This window comes from Paracoccus sp. PAR01, from assembly GCF_014851995.1.
GTDB classification, from domain to species: Bacteria; Pseudomonadota; Alphaproteobacteria; order Rhodobacterales; family Rhodobacteraceae; genus Paracoccus; species Paracoccus litorisediminis.
Genome location: NZ_JACVAW010000001.1, coordinates 1 through 26,157, shown reverse-complemented (window position 1 = coordinate 26,157; position 26,157 = coordinate 1). Strand labels below are relative to the sequence as shown.

29 protein-coding genes are annotated in these 26,157 nt (G+C 62.1%); 23 read left to right on the top strand and 6 right to left on the bottom strand.

Going from position 1 to position 26,157, the window contains the following annotated elements:
- Window positions 1–3 precede the first annotated feature (3 nt).
- The 17 genes from IB235_RS00140 (at window position 4) to IB235_RS00060 (ending at window position 17,713) form a co-directional block, all read left to right on the top strand.
- Complete coding sequence (locus tag IB235_RS00140) at window positions 4–2,151, top strand: terminase gpA endonuclease subunit (RefSeq protein WP_225612001.1); 2,148 nt, start codon at window positions 4–6, stop codon at window positions 2,149–2,151.
- Between the two features lie 9 nt (window positions 2,152–2,160).
- Window positions 2,161–2,385, top strand: coding sequence for a phage head-tail joining protein (locus tag IB235_RS00135; RefSeq protein WP_192334520.1), 225 nt, complete (start codon window positions 2,161–2,163; stop codon window positions 2,383–2,385).
- 2 nt (window positions 2,386–2,387) lie between these two features.
- A complete protein-coding gene (locus IB235_RS00130; protein WP_192334517.1) occupies window positions 2,388–3,869 on the top strand; it encodes a phage portal protein in 1,482 nt (493 codons plus the stop codon).
- A complete protein-coding gene (locus IB235_RS00125) occupies window positions 3,866–5,803 on the top strand; it encodes an ATP-dependent Clp protease proteolytic subunit (protein ID WP_192334514.1) in 1,938 nt (645 codons plus the stop codon). The genes IB235_RS00130 and IB235_RS00125 overlap by 4 nt, the downstream gene beginning before the upstream one ends.
- A 222-nt stretch (window positions 5,804–6,025) precedes the next feature.
- Window positions 6,026–6,361 carry a DUF2190 family protein gene (locus IB235_RS00120; RefSeq protein WP_192334511.1) on the top strand — a complete coding sequence of 112 codons (336 nt, stop codon included), beginning with the start codon at window positions 6,026–6,028 and terminating at the stop codon, window positions 6,359–6,361.
- Window positions 6,358–6,684, top strand: coding sequence for a hypothetical protein (locus IB235_RS00115; protein ID WP_370576789.1), 327 nt, complete (start codon window positions 6,358–6,360; stop codon window positions 6,682–6,684). The genes IB235_RS00120 and IB235_RS00115 overlap by 4 nt, the downstream gene beginning before the upstream one ends.
- 9 nt (window positions 6,685–6,693) lie before the next feature.
- Window positions 6,694–7,128 (top strand): hypothetical protein, encoded by a 435-nt coding sequence (locus IB235_RS00110; RefSeq protein ID WP_192334508.1) that lies wholly within the window; start codon window positions 6,694–6,696, stop codon window positions 7,126–7,128.
- A gap of 51 nt (window positions 7,129–7,179) precedes the next feature.
- Window positions 7,180–7,605 (top strand): phage tail tube protein, encoded by a 426-nt coding sequence (locus tag IB235_RS00105; RefSeq protein ID WP_192334505.1) that lies wholly within the window; start codon window positions 7,180–7,182, stop codon window positions 7,603–7,605.
- 77 nt (window positions 7,606–7,682) lie between these two features.
- Window positions 7,683–7,949: a hypothetical protein gene (locus IB235_RS00100; RefSeq protein ID WP_225612000.1), complete on the top strand. Its 267-nt coding sequence runs from the start codon at window positions 7,683–7,685 to the stop codon at window positions 7,947–7,949.
- An 11-nt stretch (window positions 7,950–7,960) separates the two neighbouring features.
- Window positions 7,961–8,263, top strand: coding sequence for a hypothetical protein (locus tag IB235_RS00095; RefSeq protein WP_192334499.1), 303 nt, complete (start codon window positions 7,961–7,963; stop codon window positions 8,261–8,263).
- 3 nt (window positions 8,264–8,266) lie between these two features.
- Entirely contained in the window at window positions 8,267–10,672 is a 2,406-nt protein-coding gene (locus IB235_RS00090) for a phage tail tape measure protein (protein ID WP_192334496.1), read from the top strand.
- 2 nt (window positions 10,673–10,674) lie between these two features.
- Window positions 10,675–11,364 carry a hypothetical protein gene (locus tag IB235_RS00085; protein ID WP_192334493.1) on the top strand — a complete coding sequence of 230 codons (690 nt, stop codon included), beginning with the start codon at window positions 10,675–10,677 and terminating at the stop codon, window positions 11,362–11,364.
- Window positions 11,361–11,933 (top strand): hypothetical protein, encoded by a 573-nt coding sequence (locus IB235_RS00080; protein WP_192334490.1) that lies wholly within the window; start codon window positions 11,361–11,363, stop codon window positions 11,931–11,933. Before IB235_RS00085 ends, IB235_RS00080 begins: the two co-directional genes overlap by 4 nt.
- Entirely contained in the window at window positions 11,933–12,301 is a 369-nt protein-coding gene (locus IB235_RS00075) for a hypothetical protein (protein ID WP_225611999.1), read from the top strand. Before IB235_RS00080 ends, IB235_RS00075 begins: the two co-directional genes overlap by 1 nt.
- On the top strand, window positions 12,302–14,347 hold the full coding sequence (locus IB235_RS00070) for a hypothetical protein (protein ID WP_192334487.1): 2,046 nt from the start codon (window positions 12,302–12,304) through the stop codon (window positions 14,345–14,347). It abuts the gene before it with no gap.
- Window positions 14,348–14,388: 41 nt separating this feature from the next.
- Window positions 14,389–16,758, top strand: coding sequence for a hypothetical protein (locus IB235_RS00065; protein WP_192334483.1), 2,370 nt, complete (start codon window positions 14,389–14,391; stop codon window positions 16,756–16,758).
- A 358-nt stretch (window positions 16,759–17,116) separates the two neighbouring features.
- Window positions 17,117–17,713: a hypothetical protein gene (locus tag IB235_RS00060; RefSeq protein WP_192334480.1), complete on the top strand. Its 597-nt coding sequence runs from the start codon at window positions 17,117–17,119 to the stop codon at window positions 17,711–17,713.
- On the opposite strand, the gene IB235_RS00055 is transcribed toward IB235_RS00060, so the two are convergent.
- Complete coding sequence (locus IB235_RS00055; RefSeq protein WP_192334477.1) at window positions 17,689–17,898, bottom strand: hypothetical protein; 210 nt, start codon at window positions 17,896–17,898, stop codon at window positions 17,689–17,691. The genes IB235_RS00060 and IB235_RS00055 overlap by 25 nt on opposite strands.
- An 815-nt stretch (window positions 17,899–18,713) precedes the next feature.
- Here IB235_RS00055 and IB235_RS00050 point away from each other — a divergent pair.
- The 5 genes from IB235_RS00050 (at window position 18,714) to IB235_RS00035 (ending at window position 21,396) form a co-directional block, all read left to right on the top strand.
- A complete protein-coding gene (locus IB235_RS00050; protein WP_192334474.1) occupies window positions 18,714–18,977 on the top strand; it encodes a hypothetical protein in 264 nt (87 codons plus the stop codon).
- A complete protein-coding gene (locus IB235_RS00045; RefSeq protein WP_192334471.1) occupies window positions 18,977–19,876 on the top strand; it encodes a glycine-rich domain-containing protein in 900 nt (299 codons plus the stop codon). Before IB235_RS00050 ends, IB235_RS00045 begins: the two co-directional genes overlap by 1 nt.
- Window positions 19,873–20,001: a hypothetical protein gene (locus IB235_RS25510; protein ID WP_255524274.1), complete on the top strand. Its 129-nt coding sequence runs from the start codon at window positions 19,873–19,875 to the stop codon at window positions 19,999–20,001. The genes IB235_RS00045 and IB235_RS25510 overlap by 4 nt, the downstream gene beginning before the upstream one ends.
- Before the next feature lie 103 nt (window positions 20,002–20,104).
- On the top strand, window positions 20,105–20,845 hold the full coding sequence (locus IB235_RS00040; protein WP_225611998.1) for an N-acetylmuramoyl-L-alanine amidase: 741 nt from the start codon (window positions 20,105–20,107) through the stop codon (window positions 20,843–20,845).
- Window positions 20,846–20,847: 2 nt separating this feature from the next.
- The gene (locus tag IB235_RS00035; RefSeq protein ID WP_225611997.1) at window positions 20,848–21,396 is read left to right on the top strand and encodes a hypothetical protein; all 549 of its coding nucleotides are present in this window, start codon (window positions 20,848–20,850) and stop codon (window positions 21,394–21,396) included.
- Window positions 21,397–21,713: 317 nt separating this feature from the next.
- Here the strand turns inward: IB235_RS00035 and IB235_RS00030 are convergent, their stop codons facing one another.
- The 5 genes from IB235_RS00030 to IB235_RS00010 all read right to left on the bottom strand — a co-directional run bounded on the left by IB235_RS00030 (window position 21,714) and on the right by IB235_RS00010 (window position 24,989).
- Window positions 21,714–21,956 carry a hypothetical protein gene (locus IB235_RS00030; protein ID WP_192334465.1) on the bottom strand — a complete coding sequence of 81 codons (243 nt, stop codon included), beginning with the start codon at window positions 21,954–21,956 and terminating at the stop codon, window positions 21,714–21,716.
- Window positions 21,957–22,394: 438 nt separating this feature from the next.
- Window positions 22,395–22,757, bottom strand: a complete 363-nt coding sequence (locus IB235_RS00025; protein WP_192334462.1) for a hypothetical protein — start codon at window positions 22,755–22,757, stop codon at window positions 22,395–22,397.
- 364 nt (window positions 22,758–23,121) lie between these two features.
- A complete protein-coding gene (locus IB235_RS00020; protein ID WP_192334458.1) occupies window positions 23,122–23,415 on the bottom strand; it encodes an addiction module antidote protein in 294 nt (97 codons plus the stop codon).
- A gap of 49 nt (window positions 23,416–23,464) precedes the next feature.
- Window positions 23,465–23,635: a hypothetical protein gene (locus tag IB235_RS00015; protein ID WP_192334455.1), complete on the bottom strand. Its 171-nt coding sequence runs from the start codon at window positions 23,633–23,635 to the stop codon at window positions 23,465–23,467.
- 1,036 nt (window positions 23,636–24,671) lie between these two features.
- Complete coding sequence (locus IB235_RS00010; protein WP_225611996.1) at window positions 24,672–24,989, bottom strand: Arc family DNA-binding protein; 318 nt, start codon at window positions 24,987–24,989, stop codon at window positions 24,672–24,674.
- Between the two features lie 795 nt (window positions 24,990–25,784).
- On the opposite strand from IB235_RS00010, the gene IB235_RS00005 reads away from it, so the two are divergent.
- A complete protein-coding gene (locus IB235_RS00005) occupies window positions 25,785–26,054 on the top strand; it encodes a hypothetical protein (protein ID WP_192334449.1) in 270 nt (89 codons plus the stop codon).
- The last annotated feature ends 103 nt before the right edge of the window (window positions 26,055–26,157 follow it).

Below are 26,157 nucleotides of genomic sequence, written 5' to 3'. Positions count from 1 at the left end.
GTCATGGCTGATCGCGGCCTCGGAGCGCTTGCGCGCATCCCGCCCTTGCCGCCTTTCACGACGCCGGAAGAGCTGCTCGGTGATGCGCTGCCGCTTCTCGATCCGCCCAGCAGGATCTCGGTGACCGATGCGGCGGAACGCTTTCTGCGCGTTCCGGTCCAGGGCAACTGGGTCGATTATGACCGCACGGTCGCGCCCTATACCGTCGAGCCTCAGGACATGAGCCAGTCCCGACTGTTCAAAACGGTGTGCTTCGTCGGACCGTCGCAGTCGGGCAAGTCGCAGATGCTGCTCTCGGTCTCGGCGCATGCGATCATGTGCGCGCCGTCGCCGGTGCAGATCATCCATATGACCAAGACCGATGCGGATGCCTGGGTCGAGGAAAAGCTGGATCCGGCGATCACTAACAGCCCCTTTCTGCGCGAAAGGCTGGGCAACGGTCGCGATGACAGCACCTTCAGCCGCAAGCGGTTCAAGGGGATGCGTGTGACCATCGGCTACCCGGTGGCCAACCAGCTGTCCTCTCGATCCCAGCGCATGGTGCTGGAAACGGATTACGACCACATGCCGCAGCGGTTGGGGCCGAAAGACAGTCCGGAGGGAACGCCGCACGGCATGGCGCTGCAACGCATCCGGACCTTCATGTCGCGCGGCTGCGTCTTCGTCGAAAGTACTCCGGCTTTTCCGGTCGACCCGGAACAGGTCTGGGAATTCGATCCCGCGGCCCCGCATCGCCTGCCGCCGGTGACCGGCGGTATCGTGAAGATCTACAATGAGGGCACGCGCGGGCGCTGGTATTGGGAATGTCCGAATTGTGCCGAGATGTTCGAACCGCGTTACGATCGTCTCAGCTATGACAAGACACTTGAACCGGGTGCGGCCGGGGCCGAGGCCCGGATGCAATGCCCTGATTGCGGCCACCTGATCAGCCATCGCGACAAGACGCGGCTGAATACCCTGGCGATGACCGGACGGGGCGGATGGTTTCATGAATCCCGCCTGCTCGATGCAACCGGCGCCCGGATCCTTTGTCGAATTGATGATCCCAACATCCGCCAAACGCCGATCGCGAGCTATGCGCTGAATGGTGCTGCTGCTGCCTTTTCGGCCTGGGACGAGTTGGTCGAACGTTATGAAACGGCACGCCGGGCTTTCGAGGCGTCGAAGGACGATATCGATTTCTCGCGCGTGCATTATACCGACATCGGTGTGCCCTATGCGCGGCCCTCTGACGATGACAGCGCCCTGTCGGCCGTGGCGCTGAAGGATGCGGCCTGCGACCTGGCGCCGATGACGTGTCCGCATTGGACTCGGTTCATCACCGTTTCGGTCGACGTCAACGGAAGCTGGTTCGCGGTTCTGGTCACGGCTTGGGGCTTGGATGGACGCCGGATGGCGTTGGATCGCTTCGACATCACGCAGCCGCCGGACAGCGCCCCCAAGGCGCGCGATGCCGAGGGGCGGTATCGCGCGCTTAATCCGGCCCGCTATGTCGAGGACGCGGTGGTGCTGCTCGGTCTGCTCCAGCGCGAATATGCGGTTGCGGGCGAAGACTGGACGTTGACGCCCTGCGCGGTGGTGATCGACTTTAACGGCCCGGCGGGTTGGGCGGATAATGCCGAGAAGTTCTGGCGTCAGCGCCGTCGCGACGGCCAGGGTCATCGCTGGTTTCTATCGATCGGCCGGGGCGGCTTCCGGCTGGAAAGCCGGGTCTGGCTGTCCGCCCCCGAGCGGGGTTCGCAGAACAAGAAGGCGCGGTCGATCAAGCTGCTGAACATGGCGACGGACCGCCTGAAGGATACGGTTCTCGCCGGGGCGGCACGGATGGATCAGGGGCCGGGCGCCTATCTCTTCGCACGGGCGATCGAACGCGAGCGGATCGAGGAGCTGCTCGCCGAGCGTCGCCACGAGGACGGCTATAGGAAGCGCCCTGGTGCCGGGCGGAACGAGACCCTCGACCTTTCGGTGCAGGCGCAGGCGGTGGCCGAACACAAGGGACTGTCCCGCATCAATCCTGACGCGCCGCCGGAATGGGCGACGCTCAGCGAAATGAACCCCTATGCGATCTGGACGGGGCGGGCCGCGCCGCCTCCGATCAGCAAAGATCACCCCGATGCCGATGACGGCGTCATCGAATGGCTTCGGCGTTGAGAGGATGACATGGCGATTGACCAGGCCGAACTGATCCAGCTGCGGGACGAGTTGGTGCGGAACCGGGCCAAAGGTGTCCGTTCCGTTCAGATCAACGGCGAGCGGGTCGAGTTTGTCGATGATGCCGTCTTCGCGCGCCGGATCGCGGATCTGAATGCCCAGATCGCCGCGCTTCAGGGGCAGAGGGACGACCCGTTCGCGACTGTCTATCCTGCTCTTGGCCGGGGTCTCTGATCATGGGATGGGTCGGGAAGGCGCTCGACGGGTTCATCGCGGAGATCGCCCCGATGATCGGCAGCAAGCGGATGCTGGCGCGGCGCGCCATGGGTCTTGCCATGAACTATGACGCGGCCTCGCGCGGGCGTCGGACGGAAGGGTGGAAGGCACCCGCGACCGATGCCGACGCGGCTGCCTTCGGTTCGCGGGAAAGGCTGCGGCAACTCAGCCGCGACATGGTTCGAAACCGTCCTTACGCAGCGAGGGCGCGAGAGGTCGTGGTTTCGAACGTCGTCGGCACGGGAATCGTCCCCTCGGTCGTGCATGGCGATGCGGCAAAGCAGGCGAAGATCTGGGCCGTGCTCAGGGAACACCTGTTGACGCCTGCGCTCGATGCCCGCGGAGAGCTTGATCTCTATGCGCAGCAGGAAGTCGTCATCGGAACCGTCTTCACCGACGGTGAGGTTCTGGCCCGGCGGCGGATACGGCGCGGCAAATATGCGCGCGATCTGCCGCTTGGCTTCCAGATCGAACTGCTCGAATGCGACTATCTCGACACCACGATCACCATCTGGGGCGCGAATGAGGTCATTGAGGGCGTCGAATACAGCCCGATCGGTGACATCGAGGCCTATCACCTGTTCCGGGAGCATCCCGGCGCGGCGCGAATGCGCGGTGCACCTCTTGTTTCGGAGCGGGTGTCCTGGCGCGACATCCTGCATATCAGGCGACTCGACCGACCGGGCCAGTTGCGCGGCGTGCCGTGGCTCGCGCCGGTGATGCTGACCATGGGCGATCTCAGCGACTACCAGGAAGCCGAGATCCTGAAGCAGAAAATGGCCGCGCTGCTCGCCGGGGTGGTCACCTACGACAAGGACGATGCGGGGGCCGAGGATGTCAAAAAGCTGCGGGGCCTGTCGAAGCTGGAGCCCGGGGCCGTGGTTGCGGCGCCGCAAGGGGCGCAGGTCACCTGGACGACGCCGCCGCGAGTCGAGGGCTATCCGGAGTTTGTCCGCGAAAACCTTGGCGCGGTCTCTATGGGCATCGGCATCACCCGGGAATCTCTCACCGGGGATCTTTCCGGGGTGAACTTTTCCAGTGGCAGGATGGGCCGGATGGAAATGGATCGCAATGTCGAGCGCTGGCAGCGGCTGGTGATCGGCCAGTTCTGCGCTGGTGTCGAACGATGGGTGCGCGAGGCGTGGCGGCTGCAACAGGTGCTGCCGGCCGAGGAGTTCGCGCTTGCCCACACGGCCCCGCGTCGGCCTTTGATCGATCCCAACGACGAAATCGACGCGATGGTCAAGGCGGTCGAGGCTGGGGTGAACAGCCGCCAGAATGTGCAGCGCACGCTCGGTCTCGATCCCGAGCAGATCCGGCGTGAGCGCGCGGAAGACCAGAACAAGGATACAGAGGCCAATCTGGCGCCAGTCGCTGTGCAGGGCCTGCCCTCGGCACGCGAAGCCCGTGCCAAGGCGAACATACAGGAGAAACAGGCATGAAACGACGTGGGGCTGATCTGATCATCGGCGGCGATCTTGTCCTGTCGGGCTATGTCATGTCCGACGAGGCGGCAGGGTGGACCTGGGAGGAGGAAGTGTTCTTCTGCCCGTCCCTGGTCCGCGATGCGCTCCTCGCGATGGGTGAGGGGCAGGTGACGGTGCGGCTGAACTCGGCCGGCGGCGATCCGGTTGCAGGCGAGGCCATCCGCGCGACGCTTGCGGGTCATCCCGGCGGCTGCCGCATCATCGTCGAAGGTCAGGCCTCGTCGGCAGCTTCCCTGATCCTGATGGGCGGCGCGCAACGCGAGATGACGACCGGGTCGTTCATCATGCTGCACAACCCGAAGAGCTATGTTTATGACGGCGCGGAAGGGATGCGGGCGCAGGCCGATTTCCTCGACATGCTCGCCCGGGTCTATGCGCAGGTCTATGCCGAACGCTCAGGCCAGTTCGTCGAAGCCGTTCTCGCGATCATGGCGGCTGAAACCTTCTATACCGCCGAGGCCGCGATCGAGATCGGCTTTGTCGATGCCGTCGCCGAAGAGATCACGGCACGGCCGGTCCCCGTCATCGACGACACGCTGCGCACCCAGATGCGCCGCGACATCACCACCTATGCCGCGCTGATGCGCGACAAGGCCCCGGGCCGCACTTTCTTCGCGCCCCGCGATCCTGCCGCCCCGGGCGGTCTAACGGCCCCGGTGGCCGCAACCATGGAGCTTGTCATGACGACCCCGAACCTCGAGAACACGCCGACCCCGCCCACTGTCCAGACCCCACCCACGCCCGATCCGCAAGCGGCGGTGATGCAGGAGCGCATGCGTATCCGCATGCTTCGCGACATGGCCGCGCCGTACATGGCTGCCGGTCGCCTGACCGAGGCCGACGTGACCGCCCTGGTCGACGACGGGACCGCTGCCGAAATGGCCGGGTCGCGCTTCATGGCTGTGATGGCGGCGCGTGAAACCAACCCCGCGCCCCGCGTAACCGAGCGTGGCCGCGACGAGACCGAAACCCGCCGCTTGGCGATGGAAGGGGCGCTGACCGCGCGCCTGTCCGGGTCGCAGCCCGAGGATGTCGCCCGGCCCTACATGGATTTTTCCATCGTCGACATGGCGGCCGAACGCGTGGGTCAGCGGCGTGTCCCCGGGAACTTCGCGGCGCGCGAGGACGTGCTGCGCATGGCCTTCCACTCGACCAGCGATTTCCCGGTCCTTCTGGAAAATGCCATGAACCGGTCGCTCGCCGCGCGCTACCGTCAGGCCCAGCCGACCTATCGTCGCCTTGCCCGGCAGCGGACCTTTCAGGATTTCCGGGATCACACGACGGTGCGGGTCGGCGATTTCCCCAACCTCCAGCCGGTGAATCCCGAAAGCGGCGAGTTGAAGGCCGGGACCTTCAGCGAGTCGAAGGAAAAGACCTCGGTCAAGGCCTATGGCGTGCAGGTGCTGTTCTCGCGCGCCCTCCTGGTCAATGACAGCCTCGACGGCATCATGCAGATCCTCAACGATCGCGGTGCCGCGGTGGCGCGCTTCGAGGACCGGACTTTCTACGCGATGATGATCAGCGGCGCGAACGGGGACGGCCCGACCCTGAACGAGACCTCGCGCCAGGTCTTCAATACCACCGACAAGACCAAGGCGGCGACGGCGGCCGCAATCTCCGTCGCGTCACTCAGCCTGGCGCGTGCGGCGTTGCGCAAGCGCCAGAGCATCGACAAGACCGAGCTGGAAATCACCCCGGCGCTGTTGCTGGTCGGCCCCGACAAGGAAACCGAGGCACAGCAGCTGCTCTACAAGGGCATCCTGCCCGAACAGGCCGGCAACGTGAACGTCTTCAATGATGGCTCGCTGAGCCTGGGCGTCACTGCCAAGATCACCGACAACGCATGGTATGTCTTCGCTTCGCCTTCCGAGGCGCCATGCTTTGAATGAGGTCTGCTGGAGGGCTACACCGCGCCGCGTTTCCGCATGGAGGAACCGTTCGGCGTCCAGGGGACCAAGTTCTCGCTGGAGCATGATTTTGGCTGCGGCGCGATCGATTTCCGCGGCGGTTACAAGAACGCGGGCGCCTGATCGGTGGCTTGACCGGTTTGGAAAAGGGGCGGCAGGAGCCGCCCTTTTCCGTTTTGCGCGATCATCAGAAAGGATCGGATCATGAAGAACTTCATCCAACCGGGTCAACAGATCTCGGTCCCGGCGCCGGCCGCTGCCGTCTCGGGGCAGGGCGTACTTGTTGGCTCGCTGTTCGGTGTCGCCGTCCATGACGCGGCCTCGGGCGCGAGCGTGGAGCTTTCGCTTCGCGGTGCCTACCGCATGACCAAGGCTGCCGGCTCGGCCTGGACCGTCGGCGCGCGGCTTTACTGGGACGATACCGCCAAGGCGGTGACGGTAACGGCCAGCACCAACAAGCTGATCGGCGTGGCCATCGAGGCGGCGGATAGCGCTGCCACCAGTGGGTCCGTGCTGCTGACGGCGTCGTTCACGCTGTGACCCGCATCTTCGACGGGATGACCGGGATCCTGTCCGGTGTCCTTGGCGGGATGGTGACCTATTCTCCCGCCGGCGGCACCGGGCGCGATCTGCGGTCGATCTTTCGCGAGGCCCCGATCGAAGTCGAAGGTGCGGACGGCCAGATCGTCCGCATCGAGGCGCCCACTTGGCGGGTCGGCCGCGACCTGGCACCCGAGGTCCGACGCGGTGACCAAATCACGGTGCCGGACGGTCGCACCTTCACGGTCATGGTGGTGCATCCGACCGGGTCGCCCGCCTCGGATGCGTACCTGATCTGCGAAATGCAGATCGTCGACAGCTGAGGCGGTAAAATGGCGCATTTCCGAACGGATTGCCGCAATGCGGTGCGCGAGGCATTGTCTGGCCATGCCCACTTCGCGGGCTTCACCGTCTTGCGCGTCTGGTCGGGCGTGATCGATCACGACACCCTGCCGGTGCTGGGGGTGCTGACGCCGCAGGATCGCTGCGAGCAGGACAGTATGACCAGCACGGCGCGTCGGACCCTGCTGCAGGTTGCGCTGCGCCGCGCCGGTCTTGACGAGGTCGAAGACGTGCTCGATCTGGACAGCGCGGTGATCGAGGCGTTGGTGATCGCGGCGTTGCGGCGTCCGCATCGCGCCTGCGTCCTCGAGGAGACCTCGGTCGTCACCAATACAGATGGCCAGCGCAATGTCGGTACTTTGGTCATGAGCTTCCGCCTGACGCATTGGCTGCCGCCGGCAACACTACCGCCTGCTGTGCCCTGATCGGCGCATCAGACTCCCCCGAAATCATGGTCAATTTGAAAGGTATTCGTCATGGCTGACGGTATGCTTGGCTACGGCACCACGGTCCGCATTGGGCGTGGCGCCACCCCCACCTGGACGCCCCTGGCCCTTCTCGGGGACATCGAGATGCCGGACGAGCAGGCAGATGAGGTCGATGTCACCCATATGCAATCGCCCGGACGGCGCAAGCAGTTCATCGCCGGGCTGCTGGACAGCGGTGAATTGTCGATCCCGATGAACTACATCCCCGGATCGGCGAGCGATACGCTGTGCAAGGCGATCAAGACTTCGGGTGAGCAGGTGCTGGTGGAGATCACCCTGCCGGTGCCGTCGGGCGAGACCGCCGTGCCGGAAGTCTTCTCGGGGTTTCTGAAGGGCTATGCCCGCAATGCCCCGATCAATGACAAGATGGCGGCGACGGCAACCTTCCGTCTGTCGGAGGCGGTGGAACCCTGATGGCAAACCGGTTTCTGGGAGAGGTTTCGGCCTCGGCCGAAGGTCAAACCTTTACGTTGCGCATGGATTTCAATGCCATGATCGAGTTCGAGGACGCGACGGGCAAGCCCGCGATCGATGCCTTTCAGGAAGCGGAGCAAGCCGCTGCCGAGGGGCGGGTCGATTTCAAGCTGCTTCGCAACATCGTCTTCGCGGCGCTGAAACGCCACCATCCTGATGCAACGATCGAGACCGCGGGCACCATCCTCTCGGAGGATACCCAAATCGTGCAATCCTTGCTGGCGGCAGTGGCCCCGGAGGTGAAACCGGGAAAGGCCCGGGCCGGAGCGAAGAGACCGGCCTGAACTACCTGCTCATGCTGGAGCGGTACATCGAGGCTGGCCACCAGGCTGAGGCTTTCTGGGGCCTGACGCTCCGGCTCTACCAGATCCACATGCAGGGTGCGGCGGTGCGCATCCAGCGCGACCATGATCACGCCAAGGCCATGGCCTGGCTGACCGCGGGTCTGAGCCGCGCCGCGAAAATGCCAAAGCTGGACAGGTTGCTCCAGCGTGACGGCGAAATTATCGACACAGGTTTCCGGCTCAGCACCATCAAGGCGCAACTCCCGGTGATCACGATGGCGGAATGGGCGGCGCGACAGGGCGCCATGGGGTAAGCAATGGCAACATCTGTCGTCGGTAAACTGCGCGTCATCATGGATCTGGATGCGGCTTCGCTGCGCTCGGGCATGAAGCAGGCCAGCGCCAGCCTCGCCCGGATGGGCGATACGATGAAGTCCATGGGCCAATCCATGTCGCTTGCGCTCACCGCCCCGCTCACCGGCTTCGCGGCCTTGTCCCTCCGTGCCGCTGGCAATTTCGAGGCGTCGATGAACCGGGTCCAGGCGGCGACCGGCGCGAGCCAGGCGGAGTTTGCTGCGCTGCGCAAGGCCGCGCTGGATATGGGCAAGACCACCCAGTTCAGCGCCAGCGAATCCGCGGATGCGATCGAGGTCCTCGCCAAGAACGGGGTCAGCGCCGCAGACATCCTCGGCGGTGCTCTCCAGGCGTCCATGTTGCTGGCCGCGTCGGCGGGCACCGATCTTGCCAGTGCCGGCGATGTCGCCACCGACGTCATGCTGCAATTCGGCAAGCAGGCCAGCGATCTCACCTCGCTGGTTGATGGCATGAACGGTGTCATGCTGGCGTCGAAATTCGGCTTTGAAGATTACCGTCTGGCTTTGGCACAAGCGGGCGGGGTTGCCGGCGGTCTCGGTGTTTCGTTCGAAGATTTCAACGCCAGTATTGCGGCGACCTCGTCGCTGTTTGCCAGCGGCTCTGATGCAGGGACCTCGTTCAAGACGTTTCTGACGCGTCTTGTCCCGGCGTCTGATCCGGCTGCCGCAGCGATCAAGGAGCTTGGCCTGGAGTTCTTCGACGCCAACGGCAAGATGAAGTCGATGGCCGAAATCTCGCAGGAGCTTCAGGACGGCTTGAAGGGTTTGTCCGACGAGGCCCGCAACGACGCCCTGTCCACGATTTTCGGCAATGATGCCCTGCGCACCGCCATTGGTCTTGCCGAGCAAGGCGCGGATGGCATCGACAAGCTCAAGGCGTCGATCGGCAAGACTTCGTCCGAGGAGCAGGCCGCAGCCCGTATGAAGGGGCTGAATGGCGCTCTGAAAGAGTTCTCCTCGGCGATTGAGGCATTGCAAATCGCCATCGCGGATTCCGGCTTGCTGAAATTCGTTGAGGAGCTGGTGCGTGGGATGACGCAGCTTGTCGCCAAACTCTCGGAGGCAAACCCGGAGTTGCTGAAATGGGGCGTCATCATCGGCGCTGCTGCGGCAGCCCTCGGCCCGCTGCTGCTCGGGTTTGGCGCGCTCGCAGCGGGTCTGCCCGTCGTGCTCGGTGGGCTGACAGCTGCCGTCGTGGCGATAGGGGCCGTTGGGGCGCCGGTGGCGGCTGCGGTTGCAGCCATCGCGGCGGCCGCAGCGACGATCATCTTCCATTGGGAGACAGTAGGCCCGTGGTTCACGACCTTGTTCACCAGCATCGGTGACATGTTCATGGGGCTGGCAAAAACGCTGGCCGGGATCGTCACCGGGGATATGACGCTTGCTGTCGACAGCCTGAAGCAGGCGTGGTCCGGCCTCGACACGTTTTTCCGGACGCTATGGGATGGCGTGGTCGCGGTGTTCAATGAAGCCTGGGCGAAGATTCAGCCGATCGTCGACAAGATCAAATCCGCTGCCGAGATGGCCCAAGACATCCACGATCGTGCCCTCGGCAGCCGCGACGGCCCGATCAGCAGCGGTGCTTATACGGGGGGCGCGACCGGACCGATCCTGCCCGGCACGACCTCGACCGAGATGATCAACGGGGTTGCCGTGGGCACCGGAGCTGCCGGGGCGCAGGGTGCTTCGGATGCCGCCAGCTATGAGCAGGGCTGGCGTGATCAGATGCAAATCAAATCACCGTCCAAGGTCATGATGGAGATCGGCCAATACCTGACCCAAGGCTTGGGCGCGGGCATTGCCAATGAACAGCCCTATTTGCAGCGGGTCACGGCAGATGCGGGCGAAACCTTCGAGCACACGATGATGCGGCACTTCAGCGGCGTCATCAAAGGCACGACCTCGGTCAAGGAGGCCTTCGCCAATATGATCCAGGACATGGCGGCGCAGGCAGCGTCCAGCAGCCTGAGCAACCTGTTCGGCGTTCTCGGTAATGTGCTCTTTCCGGACCCGCTGACTTCGGCCCTGGCCGCTGCGGGCGCCCCGGTCATTCCCGGCTTCGCCTCCGGGGTACGCAACTTCAAGGGTGGCTGGGCGCGGATCAATGAATTGGGGGGCGAGATCGTCAAGCTGCCCAAGGGCTCGGATGTGATCCCACACGACATCAGCACCCGCATGGCCGACAATGTGGCGAAAGGGCAATCGCTGCAAATGCAGGCGTCCGAACTGACGCTGACCGATGACGGCAAGATCATGGCGACTGTGCAGGCCAGCTTCACGCAATATGACCGCAACCTTCCGCAGCGCATGCGTCGGATCGATGCAGACAATCAGCAGAGGCATGGCTGATTATGGTCGAGCTTATCGAGTGGCCGACCGATTTCCTGCGCTGGACCTATGGGCGGCTCTTCATCAAGAACACCAGCCGTTCAGCTGGTGTCGCGATGAACGGGGTGCGGCAGATCATCGCGCCGAAAACGCAGGTGTGGAATCTGTCGATCACCATTCCTGTTGATGGCGATGAGACGAGGATCAAGCAATTCGAGGCCTTGGTCTCGGAAATGGACGGCCAATACAATGTCGCGAATGTTCCGATTGTTGATCGCTACCGCTACGGTGTTGACGTCGCGCCGCGGCAATATCCGTTCGATGACGGTCAGTGGTTCGATGATGGCACCGGATACTCGGACGGAACCGGTGGGACTCAACCGCTTGTCACTACTGCGGCAGCGTCTGCAGGCGACACATCGCTCTATGTCGATCTGACGAACCCGGTGCGCCCACCCATGCGCGTGGGTGACACGTTCAGCCGCAGTGGTTTCTTGTATCGTGTGGTCGCCAGAAATAATGCCGGCTGGATGAAGCTCAAGCCGGCGCTTCGGGCCGACATTCCGGCGGGGGCCACACTGATTACCAATCCGCCGCGCTTCTATTGCCGGTTTGCATCTGATGACGAAGGCGCGCGGGGGCGCGATGCGATGTCTTTTGGGGAATCCATCACGCTCAATCTCGTCGAAGCCTTTGATCGGAGCTTCACATGACGCCTGCGCTTGCCGCCTTCCTCGACACCGACCCGGAAGTGGTGCCGCTGGTCCGGCTGTTTCACCTGAACTTCGGCTCGGTCCAGTATTACCTGAACGAGACGGAAGTGCCGCTGACCTTCGACGGTCAGCTCTGGCAGCCATCCTATGGCTGGATCGGGGCCGATCCGATCTCGCTCGAGGCCAGCCCGTTTGAAGCGAACGCGGCCCATTACACAGTCTGGAATGTCGGCACCATGCAAGGTGCGGACCTGGCCTATGAGGCCCTGAACAATCCGGCCAGCTGGTCGGGCAAGATGGTGCGCCAGCTGTGGGCGGTGCGCGGCTATCCGAATGACGCCATCGTCATGCATGTCGGCCGCATCGTCGACGTGACCCCGCGCGAGAATGTCGGGCTGGCCGAGATCCGCATTCGGGCGGAAACGCTGGCGGCCTCGCGCAATTACACGCCGCTGGGCGAATACACGCCCCGCGACCAGGCACGGCGCTATCCCGGCGTGGTCGATCGGGGTCTCGACTATGTCGCCACCATGCCCGGCAAGAAGATCAAGGGCTGGCTGCGCGGCTGATGCAGCAGCTTGATGATTACGTCCAGCGCACGGCCTTGCTGCCGTGGGATTGGGGCGTGCAGGACTGCACCATCTGGGTGGCGGATTGGTGCCTGCTGCGCTGGGGCTTCGATCCGGCGTGCCGGTTCCGGGGTCGTTACCGCAGTGCCGCCGGCGCCCATCACCTGACGGCTTGCGGGCTGGTGGTGCGGGTGGGGCCGGAGATCCCGCTGCCGCGCAAACCGGTCGCGGGCGACGGCGATCCGGGCGTCATCGACATCACCGGCCGCCAGGTTGCGGCCATCAGGTCGGGCAGCCACTGGCTGTTCCGGACCCCGCGCGGCGTCGGCATGGCGCGGCGCGACGCAATCGCAATTTGGGGTGAATGAATGCCACAGGTAGGAGCTTGGGTCGCGACGGCGCTGCTCGGGTCGGCGGCGGCAGCCGGTGCTGCCGGTGCCGTGGTCGCCGGGCTGGTCAACCTGGCGGTCAGCGCCGTGATCAGCATGGCGGTGGCCAAGATCAATGCACCGAAGGGGCCTCGCCCCTCGGAGCTCACCACGGAGCTGAAGTCCAGCAACGCCAAGCGGATTCGACATCTGGGCCGGGTCCGGGCCAGCGGCACGGTGGTTTTCTACGAATGGGCGGATGTCGGCTTCACCCGGCGGCTGTTCAAGCTGATCGCGGTGGCGGATGGCGGCATGACCAATGTCGTGCGCTGGTATCTGGATGGCCAGCCGGTCAATGTCGATGCCGATGGCTATGTGACCACGGCGCCGTGGAACAAGGGCAATATCCGCCTGCGTTACCGCAAGGGCTTGGTGAGCGATGAGTGGGACGGCGGAAACTGGGCAGAGATGCGCAGCGCCTTCCCGGGCTACTGGACCACCGATCACCGGCTGCGCGGCATCGGCACCATTCTCGCCACCTTCGATGATGTGGACGGCGAGGACATTGCCGAGGTCTATTCCGGCGGCGAACCAGAGGTCTCGGCGCTGATCGACGGCGCCCCCTGCTACTGGATCCCGTCCGACGATTTTGCCCATAGCCGCAACCCGGCGCGCCAGCTTTGCGACGTGCTGGTCAATCCGACCTTCGGTCCGCTGGCGGCTGCCGACATTAACGCGGGCGCGCTGGCCGGCGCGCGGGCGGTCGCGGTCGAAGAGATTGCCACGGCTGGCGGGACCCGTGAACGCTACCAGTCCGGCATCAGCTTCGCGATGTCCGATCCGTTCAAGGATGTCGCCCAGAAGCTGCTCGATGCCATGGGCGGTCGCGCCTGGATCGATACCGATGGCCGGCTGAAGGTCGAGGCGGGCGCATGGACCCCGCCGACGGTCACCATCCTTGAGCGCCACATTGTCGAGATGGAATACGGGGCAGGGACCGAACGCATCAAGCGGGTCACCAGCCTGCAGCCGACCTATGTCGCGCCCGAGGTGCGCTGGCAGGAAACCGTCGCCGATATCTGGGAGGACACCGACGCCATCGCCAAATGGGGCGAGGGCGAGCCCAAGGGCGTTGATCTGCTGGCGGTGCAGCATCACGGCCAGGCGCGGCATCTGTGCAAGCAGATGCTGGCCCGGATGAATCCGGCTCGGCGCATGACCCTGACCCTGCGCGCCTTTGGCTTGCGGCTTCTCGGGGAGCCGCGGGTGGCGGTGCATATCCCCCGCCTCGGGCTGAGCAATACCCCGTTCTGGGTCGACAGCTGGGGCTTTGACGGCACCAATGTCACGGTCGAGCTGATCGAGGCCGATCCGGCGTCGTTCAGCTGGAGCGCGGCGCAGGATGGCGAGCCTCCGACCGAGGCCGAGGAGTTCGACCGCGCCACCCTGACCTTCAGCACGACGGTCGACAGCCTGACCGTCGTCACCGACGACGGCGCGCCCTATCTCCGCGTCTCCGGGACCTATGCCGCCTCCTGGGGCTATATCGGCATGATCCAGTTCCGCCGCACCGGGTCGAGCGAATGGACCGATGGCATCCGCGAAACCGCCGCCAGCGGGCAATATCGCTACCGCACCCCGCCACTGGCCGATGGCGGCACCTATCAGCTCCGCAGCTATGTCGCCCCTGGCGGGCAGACCTGGAAGCAGAAATCCACCCCGGTCGTGGTCTCGGATATCGACATCATCGCCAATGCGACCGCCCCCGATGCCCCAGTGGTGATCTCGGAGAGCGGCGCGTCGGGCGGCACGCTGTCGGTCACCTTCGGCCCCGATCTCGGTGTCAACTACCGCCGCACCGGGCTCTATCGCGGCCCGGTCGGCACGCCCTTTGGTTCGGCGTCTTTCGTCAAGTGGACCTACGCCACCTCGGCGGAAGTGACGATGACCGACGCCATTCCGGGCGGTGGCGCGCGCTACTGGCTGCAGTCCGAGAACCAATCTGGCGTCCCCTCGGCTGCGGCCTTGGTCGGCAATTATTCCTAACGGCCTGAACGGCCCATCCCTTAGACAATCTGTGAGGCAACATGTCGTTCAGTTCGGACGGTAATTCCGCATATCAAAACGGCCAGCCTGTTCCGAAAGGATTGGTGCGCGCGCTTTGGGCGGCTGTCGACGGGGTGGTGGCCAACGGGGGCAAGGTCTTCGCGTCGCGCGCCGAGGCGGTGTCGTTTACCCAAGAGAAACTGGCGGCCGCCTATTCACGCATCTTGGTGATTAACGGCGACTACCTCGAGATCCGTGCCGCCAACAGTGGCTCGGACCCGCTGTTCGGGGTTAACCCGGTCTGGGGTGTTTTTCAGAGAGTCCCCCTCAGCGGTTTGGTGGAGGCCATCAGCGCCCATGGCGATGTGGCGATGCCGTCGATCATCGATGCATCGTCAACGGCGCAGTCGGTGATGGCGACCTCCAATGCCGCGCAAGCCCATATCGGCAAGGCGGTGTCGCGCAAGATCCAGATCCGCTGGGTCGCCACCAATACCGGGCCAGACCCGGTGGTGGTGCTGGACGGCACCTCCTATGTGGTCAAGGGCATGAACGGTCAGGCCCTTGCGGCGGGCGACTTGGTCGGGTCGGGCCGTTACCTGATGTATTTTGCCAATGTCACTGCCGGTTCCGAGCAGCTGAAGCTGATGTTCCCGGTGCAGATCGCCGACATCAATGGTCTGGCGGCGATGGTGAACAGCATCCCGACCTTGCAAGCCGCCGTCGCCGATGTGGCGGCGATCACCCCGGACGCGGCGTTCATGGCCGAAAGCCTTGTCCAACATGCCACGCGCAGCGATGGGCAGACGGCTGATTTCTCTGCCATGACCCACACCAGCGCCGGCGGGTCGAAGACCATGGTGCTGGGATCAGGCGCCGCCTATCGCTATGCCAATGGCGGGGTCTGCGACCAGTTCGACATCTATCTGACCGCGGCGGGACGGTTTTCCGTGAGCAGCTGGAAGGAGGATGTGCCCGGCGCTGGCACGATCTTCTCGCCTTACCAGGTCAAGTATTTCAACGGCACCGTGGGCTGGAACCGGGTGACACCGAATATCGCGGTGCCGAAGGGCGGTCTGGTCGGCTGCGGAGCCTCGGTCGCCGGCAGCATCGGCATCAATTCCGGGCTGGCCAATCTCGGCGTCCGCGCCACCTCCACCACCGAGAACGAACAGTTCACCGCGGCCTCGACCAACAGTTTCCGCTTCATGATCGCCTTCCGGGTCAAGCAGCCGGTGGCGCTCGCCGCGCCTGCGGTCGCCAGCAAAGCGATGCGCCTGCTGCTGGCCTATGGCCAGTCGAATATGTTCGGCTCCACCGCCATGGCCATCGTGGCCCCGGCCTATGGCAACAAGATGTTCCTGGGCGGGTTGAATGTCCGCGCCTTCACCATCGATTATGACCAGACCGAGGCGATTGCCGAGGAAGAGACCAATACCGGATTGGCGATCGGCCTCGCCTATGCCACCGAATTGGAGATGGCGGCCAAGGGCTTCACCGACTTCACCGACGCCTCGCCCTGGTTCGCGGCATCGCCGTCTTCGCCCGGTCAGAACATCAACAATCTCCTCGGCGATTACGGCAGCATCTGGCCGTCCTGCGACAAGGTCCTGCGCGAGATGGGCGATGCGGTGCGCGGCGACGGCTTCGATCCGCTGTTCTCGGCGGTGGCCTGGGTGCAGGGTTATGCCGACCGGGGGGCGACGCGCGCCGCCTATGCCGATGCCTTGCGCGAGGGCTTCAGGAAGATCCTGGCGCGCGCCGGCGGCAATGTCGCCGGGACGCCCACATTGATCATCGGGCAGATGTGCCAGTCGGGAGAGACCGGCAATCGCTTCCCGGAGATCCCATTGGCGCAGCGCGACGTCGCCCGCGAGGTCAAGGGGCATGTGTTCAGCCTCTACCCCTGCGAGTGGCACGATCTCGGCGTTCACCTTTCCAGCAAGGGTCAGACCCATAAGGGGCTGATGCTGGGCAAGATCCTCCATGACCTTACTATTGGTAACGGCTACCAGGAGGTGCACTGGACCGTCGCCAACTGGGGCGGAACCGCGCTGACACTGACCCTGCGCGGCGGCTCCGGCAGCTATGCGATCGACACCACCCGTATTCCGGCGGTGGCCAATCGGGGTTTCGACATCTGGTCACCGGCCGGTGTCCTGCAGGACATCATCACCGGCGTCTCGCTCGCGGGCAGCACGGTGACGCTGACCCTGTCGCGGGCCGTCGCATCAGGTGAGGTGCTGACCTATGGCAAAGGTCGAAATGGTGTCACGCCGATGCCGACCGATGAAGTACCGGGCCCGTACCAGATCGGCAACCTGCGTGACACCGACAGCCGATCACGCGTGGTCGATGGCGTGACCTTCCCGTTGTTCAACTGGTGCAGCATCATGGATGTGGTGAGGTAACTGCATCAAAGCACCAGAAGGCGGAAGCACCATTGTCACCAAAAGAAACGTAACGGCCCCGCGCTTTCGGCGCGGGGCCGGTGGCAGGGTGCAGGCATTTTGTCGGTTCCCTCGTGGACGGTTAGTAAAACGCTGCTCTCGTCAGGAGATTCTGTCAATATTCCATCCTTCGTGGCTTTGTCTTGCTTATCTATTCTTCGAAGCGAGGCAAAAAAAATAGCCCCGCATTCGTCGCGGGGCTCAAGTGTCGGGGCAAAGCTTTAGTCGCAATTCGAAGCTGTGGCCGAGAGTCGATTCTGTCAACACCCCGCCCCGTGCGGGTTTTTTCATGACCCCACATTCACGGAGACGCCCATTCATGACGCAGACCATCGAGAGCAAGGGACAGCGCATCGTCCCGACCCTCGGTTTCTTTCTGGACCGCCTGTGGGTCTGGCTCACCGGCATTGCCTTCTGGCTGGTTGGTGCCGTGGTGCTGGCCGTTTTTACGCCGTTTTGGGACAACGCGCGGGCTGTCTGGGACAGCCCGGCGCTGCTGACCGCGCTGCAGAAGGATGTGCTTGCGCTGCGCACTGAATTGGCGGCCGCGACGGGCGACAACCGGGTCATTCGCCAGCCGCCCGGTCTGAGCTATGTCACCGAGCCGGTGCGCATGGGCGAGCCGGTGATCCTCAACCTGGTGATTGAGCGCACGGAACTCGGCGCGCAATGTCATTTCGTGTCCGGACAATCATTGTTCACCGAGGCAGGTGGGGTGATCACACCCGGCTCGGAAATCGAGCCGTCGCGTCAGATCAGCGAGGAGCAGACCCGGCTGCGGGTCAAGCTGATCCCGCCCGACACGCTGCGGCCGGGCCGGATCGAACTCTACATCGCGTTGGAATATGACTGCGACGGTCGCAAGGTCTACGACCGCACCGACGTCGTGACTTATTCGCTCTTGCCGAAAGGCTGATCGACTTCGCGGGTGAGGCGTTCCAGCTCGGCAATAGTGGCATCGTACTTGCCAGCCGCCTTGGAGTGCAGATCGCGTTGCTGACGATAAAAGCCCAACCAACTGGGCAGATCTTCGAGTGGATAGGTGCCTGACCAATGGGTGCCGGTCAGTGTGAATGCGGTGTCATCATATGTTGCCTTCATGGGGCATTGTGCCCTCCGCCGTCCCAGGCATCAACCCCAGTCCGCCGCGGCCTTGTGTGGAGGGCTTGCAAGATCACATGATGAGAGCTGCCGTTCGCCTTTACCAATTCGCAAAGCGCTTATGAACATCCTGAGTTTCGGGCTTTATGGGGATGAAGCGGCGGGTCCCGTCCTCGTTTGATAGCGTCACAATCGTGCAAATCGTGTGTTTCCGGATCTCTTCGAGATGCCACGGTGGACTGTGATAAAACGTGGTGATGCCGGTCAGCGCGTCAGTGAGAACTACGGTCTTTCTCATGAACTTCACTCCGAGAGTGTTTATCTCGATGCGAAGGCAGGAGGCTAATTCAGCCATCTTGCCTTTCAGAAAAATTCAAACACCGGTGACGCAAAAGGGTTCCGACAATGGTGCCGACCGCTACAAATTGGGCCTGAATATGATGGAGGGTTTCCCGTTAACGCCCGCGACACTGGTTATCCCGCGTGCACCTACCCAGCTAGAAATGAAGGAAGCATGAGGCGAATGCTTAAGGATGATCGGCTGGAAAGCGGGCAACGTTCTCAAAATGAGAAGCCATTTTCTATCCTACCCGCTGCCTCGCCTCGCCATCGGAAGGACTATGTCGGGGGGGGGACCGGCTAGGAACACCCCCCGCCCTTCGTACGCGCCCCCTTACTGCCGGAAGAGGCGTGTCGCCGGTCGGGATGACGTAACTCGAGCCCCATCCCGACTCTAGGGATCGGGTAACCGAGATCCAATCCAAATGTTCCCGCTCACCCGCCATCGCGCGGGTTTTTGCTTTTCTGGAGAATCTATGCCTGCAAACCGCTTCAGTGCCTTCACCCATGGCACCAATGCCCCGGCACTCGGCGCCTTTGCCGTCACGCCCAGTGATAGCGCCGACCTGGCCGAAGCCATCCGCGCCGTGACGATCAATGTCGGCGGCACGCTGTCATTCATCGGTCTGGACGGCGTGATCTACACCACTGCGGCGCTGCCCGCTGGCACCTATGCCGTCAGTGCTGCCCGCATCCGCGCCACCGGCACCACGGCGACCGGTATTACGGGCTGGGTCTGATGTTTGTCGGGCTCGGACTGGGGCTGGGGGTCACACTGCCCAGCATGGCCGCGAAGGCGCTCCCCACCATCACGGTCAGCGGCGGCCTTATCACATCCTTCTCGCGGGACGGCGTCGACTACAATCAGATCACGTTCCACCAATCGGGGTCATGGCTGGTTGAGGGCGTCGTGGCCCTTGCGGCCGAGATCGGCTGGAAGCGGGCTCTGGGCGCCGGGGCCGCCACCGGCGCCCGCAGCACCAACTCGATCTATCTGCCCGGACCGGGTGGGGCAGGCGGGTTGATTGATGATGACCCGATCGGGCCTCTTGTCGACGGAACCTATACCGTCGGCATTGGCGCCGGCGGGCCAGCGATTGCCACCGCCGTCAACATCGCCAATCAGGGCTCAGACAGCACCCTGTCGCATCCGGGTGGCCTTGTCGAAACGGCGACAGGCGGTGGATATGGCGCCATCTCCGGGTCCTATGCCAACGCTGGTCCGGGCGGGTCTGGGGGCGGGGCACGGGCTCAGACCAACGCGACCGGGACCAATACGAACTTCGGCACCGGGGTTGATGGTCAGGGGTATCGCGGTGGCTCGGCGAATAGCAGCTCCACCGCGGGAAATGCCGCATCGGGAGGGTCCGGCGGTGCGGGTGGTCCGGGTGGAAACGCAGCTGCTGGGGTGGCCGGGGCCGCCGGTCCGGGCGTCGAGCTGGACTGGCTGGCGGATCCAACCATCGTCTGCGCTGGTGAGCGCGGCATCTTGCTCTCGGAATCCGGCATCGCCTCTGAGGACAAGACTCTCGGCTCAGGCTCTAGGGGCGCGCTGAGCGCCAATGTCGGCAAGGCAGGTGACGGATTCCTGTTTGTCCGGGTTCGCGCCGACCAGGTCAACGTAAGGATGGCCGCATGATCTATGTCGCGCATATTGAATTCGGGATCGTGGCTCAGGTCACCGTCGAACCGGATGATTGCCCGCCCGGACCGGATCACGTCGTCATCGGTCCCGAGAATATCGTCGGGGTGGGCTGGACTTAGGATGGCAGTGCCTTCGCGCCGCCGAACCCACCCCTCGACGAACCCTCCGAATAACCCCTTCCGGCCCGCCTCGCGCGGGCCTTTTCATTTTCAGAGGACTGGAATGGAACGGATCATCATGCACTGGTCCGCGGGCACGCATGCCGTGTCGGCACTGGACCGCCAGCATTATCACTATGTCATCGACGGCTCCGGCATTGTCGTCGAAGGCGACCACGCCATCGAGGACAATCTCGGTCCGTTGGTGTCGGGGCGCTATGCGGCCCATACCCTCAATTGCAACACCGGCTCGATCGGGATCGCGCTGGCGGGTATGGCCCGCGCCGTTGAGGCCCCGTTCTCCTCAGGGCCATGGCCGATCACCGAAGCGCAGCTTGCCGCACTGGTCCAGCTCTGCGCCGGGCTGTGCCGGCGCTACCAGATCCCGGTCAAGCGCGAGACCGTGCTGTCCCATGCCGAGGTCCAGCCGACGCTAAAGATCGTGCAGCGGGGCAAATGGGACATCGCCTGGCTGCCCGGCATGACCAAGCCCGGCAATCCCGTCGAGGTCGGTGACCAGATCCGGGCGCGGATCCGCGAGGCGATGGCGGTGGTCGTGCCCTCGGGGCTGTTGAGCCCGGCGCCAGACATTCCACCGACCCTGCAGCGCGGCGATGTCGGCGAGCCAGTGCGTCGGGCTCAAGCCCTCCTGACCGCCAAGGGCTTCAACCTCGGACAGATCGATGGCGACTTCGGCCCGAAGACCCGCGCCGCGGCAGTCGCATTCCAGCGCGCTTTCAGACTCCACGACACCGGCAACATCGATGCGGCGACCTGGGCCGCCCTGCTTCTGAAAGGAAACTGATCATGATGCTTTTCTTCCTGCTGGCCCTCGTGGCCCTTGCGGCTATCGCACTGTTGCTGTGGACCATCCGCGAGCCTCGCGGCTGGCCGCTGGCCATGATGATACTCGCCGTGATGATGATGCCTTGGCGGGCATCGGCCGCGGCGCTGGACACTTTCCTGACTGCGGCGACGCCCGGCTTGCTCGAACTGATCGGGCTGGTGATCGCTGCCATCATCGCCTGGGGGACCAAGAAGGCGCGTGAGAAATGGGGGATCGAGATCGAGGCCAGATATCGCGAGGCGCTGCAATCCGCATTGATGACCGGCACGCGGTTGGCGCTGGCCCGTCAGCTGACCGGCTCGGCGGCGATTCAGGTCATCCTTGAGCATGTGCGCGATGTCGGCGCACCGGATGCCGTCAGACACTTCGACCTCGATGCCGGAACTCTGACAAACTTGGCCGAGGCAAAGCTGGAGCAGGTCGCGACCGAAAAGGTGAAGGGACTAACCAAAACCAGCGTTGACGACGTGCTCAAAGCGATTGATCGCCGCGCCCAACGCTATGGCTGATCACGAAGGAAACTATCTTGCCATGTGCAGTAGAGAATAATTGCCTGATCGTAGTACTTTCTCATTTTCGCTTGGCGAAATTGCTGAATCACTGCATCATAACTCATGGCAATGGGAGAAGGTGACTCTGGTCGCCGAAGGGTCGGTCTCTGCGGGATCGACCCTTTCTTTTGCAGAGTCGTTTTTAATTTTTTGCCTCGGGCACTTAGTGCCGGGTCGAAGCGGCTCTCGCTGAAGATTCAGTGCCCAACTTGAGCACGTGTAAAGTGCTGGTATGACGAACCCGCCCCGGCTGTCCCAAGGCGGGTTCTTACTCTTCAGGCCACACGAGCCACATCGTTCGAGTCTGGACGCTTGCTGTCCAGAACCTCGCATTGCAGCATATCTGCGATGAACATAAGCCAGTTCTCAAGCCCGAAGTGGGGGTTGAACTGTTCAACGTGGTCTATGGCCCATGTCAGCGTACGGGCCACCAGATCTTCGGCAGCATCATCATCAAGTCCCAGGCTTTTAGCCCGGTCGAGTAGTTCTGGTACGCATTCGATTACGGTTTTCTGCATCTTTCCCCCTTAATTCTTGAGGGGAGCGTTGCGCGGAGCGGGCGCGATCCGAGAAGTTCAGTTCGGCAGCTTTAATAGGCATTGCGACCTCCAAGGTGGGGTCTCAAGAGATGGCTCGCAACCGCCCGGTCCCGGGCGCTGCCGTCATCTTCTGGGAGTATACCCCATTTCCTTGAAGTGGCCTCAAACAAATGTGTGGTTAGACACGCGGAACAGAATTGGTGAGATCCGCATGCCCGATGCGTTCACTGACAAGCTGTAAGCTTCCAGGAAAAATCTGCTCACCTATCGTATAGTAAACCATGCGGCGGCCATGGGACGCGCGCTGTCGGCTCGCTGTGACTGCGACGATCCATAATCAGGTGGGGGCCGAAGCGGTTCTGGCGCTGCACAATGGCGAGATAGAACCGGAAGTCGCGCGCGACTCATATTGGTCGGTTAACCATCGCCTAGCGCGCAATACCGGATGCTCCAATATTCTTGGTGTCGCGCTTTTTCGCGCTTCGCTTCGTCGCGGCGATCAGTTTCCCGTTGAAAGCCTGGATCCACAATAGCAATTGGTATGGCCGTATAGCTAAGGACAGGCGAAACAACGGAAGACGCAGGGGCAGGGGCAACTTCAGCTTGTGAATGGCGCGCGCTATCCCCGATGCCTCCTTCATTGCGCATCCGTTGGGCTGCAAGCGCATCACAGTCTTTTTCGGTCAAGTTGTCGTATACATTGCTATGACGTGTTGAGCCGCTGTCAACGTGCCTATGCGCACTATCGGCAGCCTTCCATGTAAATGTTTTGTGTTCCATTTTCGGATCCTTTCCAAATCGGCCATATAGCGTCCTAGTGGATATGGGTCTTTTGGGACAAACTGCATCTGGGCAGCTTTTCCCTCAGCCTGCACGACGTGGAAATTGCTCGAGACTATATTTTACCACTTTGGGTGGCGTGGAGATTTATAGGATATTTGATAAGTATCCGCGTCTGGCAGAAGGTGTTGTGAATCGAGCGTTCCAAGCTGCGCCCGCAGAAACTGAATAGCATTGCGATTGCGTCGCGGGCGCGGATTGGCGAGAGGTCGGCGTGTGGCCCAAGGGAGTCGGGGCGGTGTCCAGTAATGCGATGTCCTATTTGCCCCGCTGTGCGCACACATCCGCGATGTAAAAGACGAGATCATTCCGGCGGAATCGCGGAAGCCTCAAGGCGGATGTTCAGCGCCTTGGTCACGCCCAGCAGGGTGGAAAGTTTCGGGTTCCCCGTCGCGGAAAGCACTCTGTAGAGTGCCTCCCGGCTCAGGCCGGCGTCACGCGCCACCTGAGAGACGCCACGAGCGCGAACGATTTCGCCGAGGGTTTGGGCGATGAACCCTGCATCCCCAGTTTGCAAAGCGTCACGTAGGAGAACGGCATGAGCTTCCGGGTCGCCCAGACACTTGGCCGGGGCAGAAGGGGTGGTATCTATAGTCATAGCCGCTCTCCTGCGCCATCTTCGACATCAGTATCGGTATGGCACAGTTCTATATATCACCGGAACTGTCTGCTTCGAGCGGATGCTGCTCAGCATCAATACGCGCAACCAGTTCCTGGAACATTTCCTCGACCTCATCGTCACTAAGGTCACTAACAGCGGGAGCATCCGTTACGCTTCGGTCGGCGTTTTGGGAGCTCAGCTTTTCATTATTCGACATAGCAGCCTCCTTCGCACCAGCTAACGGATTCTGATGAGAAGCTAAAATCATATCATAAAGTATGTAAAAATGGGACTTCGGTCATGGCGGGCGTGAGCTTCAGGTGTTGCTGATCTGTCAGAAACCTTGCCAACAGTCTTTACGCCGAGCCTGACCTTTTGGACAAGTAGCTGAATGAGCTCCACGGCCGCATGATGTTTCTGCCGAAGCATGGCCAAGAGGGATGGCGACTTAGTTCGCCGGAAGGGTCGGTCTGGAGAGAGGGCCGACCCTTTTCCTTTTCAGAGTTAGCACCGATTTTGACGGCAGGCCCTGGCGCCAATGTTCTGATCGTCAGGCGAGGCAGAAGTCAGACACCAAGACATACAGAAGGCTAAAGGTACCCCCTCGTTTCCTTTCTAGCTCGATCTGTCGGGCGTAGTTTGATTTAGCCCCACACACCCCCCTTCGGCAGCATTTGATCTTGGCAGGAATCAAGCATCCTGTAATCCTACTCCTACCCGCCGGGCGCCGGGGATAGAAAGTGCGTCTTCTAGCCGTACTAACCTATTCGCCCAGCCTCTGACTGAACGCTCTGTTTTCCTTTTGACTGAGTAGCTGAATGGGAGTTCGATATTGCGACGATTTTGACATGTCGCACTGTTCGTCTGCGCGATCAGCACCACTCGGCACCAGAGCCACAATCTCCTATCAGGTATCACATTGCAGTAGCCTACAAATCGCAACCGGGGCGTAGGATGACGGGCCATTACTGGACGCACATTTTCACTTGGCACGGTAGAGCCGACGATTGGACGATTTCACGTGATGGATTGGTTGTAGGACGAATTCTTTGCGACACAGTCCAGAACCCGTATCGCCAGGTGTGGCGTTGGTCGGTCATCACGACCCCAACCGCTAACGGCTATGCTGAGACGTTCGGATCCGCGCTAGAGGAGATCAGGTCAAGGGCGACGCATGAGTAGTCGCACAACCCGGATCCGTGGACAGCGCGGGACTGAGGGGTTCCATCTACACGCGAGGTGTCACGTAGGCGTCAGCCGGTAGGGCTAAGCTGTTTCGCAATGGCTCGTAGTGCTTCAAGGTTTGCTTCAAGGCTTGTGAATATTTTGGCGTTTTCAACCGACGGGGGCGATGATCTAAAGCCATCGATCGCCACTTCGATGTTCCGAATGGCGTCACAAACTGCCTCGTCGATGCCTGGCGACGGATACTTCTCCTCCAACGCCGCGACCATCTCGGAATTCATTGATCTATTGTTCGCCTCGGCGGCTACTCTAATCCGGTTCCGCATCCCTTCGGGGAGGCGGAGCATGAAGCGGTCACTTTCTCGGTTAACATGTGCCCTGGGCATAAGCGTACTCACTTTCCACTGCCGCCGCTCCCGATGCACGCTGAGAACATTCCATCCGCTCTAACTATATCTTTGTGAACTATGCAGGGAAGCCACCTGCCAAAGTCAGGCGGCTTCGAAAGAATAATCCGATAGTCGGATTGACCAGGGCCCTTCAGCCACTCGTTAGCTTCGTTAGCTAACATCTTGGCCTCTTCCTCTGATGTGGAGAGTAGCACCCTGTCGCTCCACTCGACTACCTGCGCGTACTGCTCTTGTTCTGACGGGGCAGGGGCAGGGGCAGGGTACTTCTCTTCAAGTATCTCAATAATCTGAGCATTAATTGACTTATCACCAGCCGCTATCTTTACCCGCTCATAAAGATCGGTCGGGACACGTATCGTGTAACGGCTGTAGCTGTCTTGTCTTGCCATACTCTGAAAGATGCACAAAATTGGTGTGAAGCGCAAGAAAAGACGATCCGAGTTGCCGATTTGTAGCTGTGCTCTTGGACAGGATAGAAAACATGGCATTGTAACTTGCCGGCTATCCTTTCGCCTAATCGTATTTCCTAAACTTCGGTTTCTTCCGGATGAGATGGGGGTGTTTCCGCAGTTTCGGTGGGAATGCAAAATTAAGCTGTTACAAATGGTTAGAGTGCCTTTGACCGCGTACGGGCTAGAGATACCGGAGTTATAGTTCCTTACTTTCCACAACTTTCGGCTCACGTGAATAGAGAAAAGGACAACATTCGTTGACGTGCGAGCGTACCGATTAGTAGCCTTTCGAATGGCAGCTATTCGGAAGGAGTGAGTCGTGGCACAACTGACCTTCGATACTGACGCTATTGCGACCGGGAACAATGTTGGAGGTGGCCTCGAGGTTTCGTCCCTCCCCATCAATGACTTTCTGGTTAGTCAGGGTATCACAGATACATCGAACGCTGTTTTCATCATGGAATTCAATGATGAGGACTTGGAGTATTCCGACGTCACCGGGGATGGCCAGCCCGAATACTGGGTTCCCAGCGGTACTCAGCCAACGGCCATGTATATCGATGTCGGCGCTGTTGTACAAATCAGTTGATGACCGCAGTTCCCCTTTCCCCGGACACACTTATCCCAATGCCACGGTGACCGGGATGCCGAGGGCCGTGAAGCGGTTGAGGACCGCCACCCGGATCTGGACC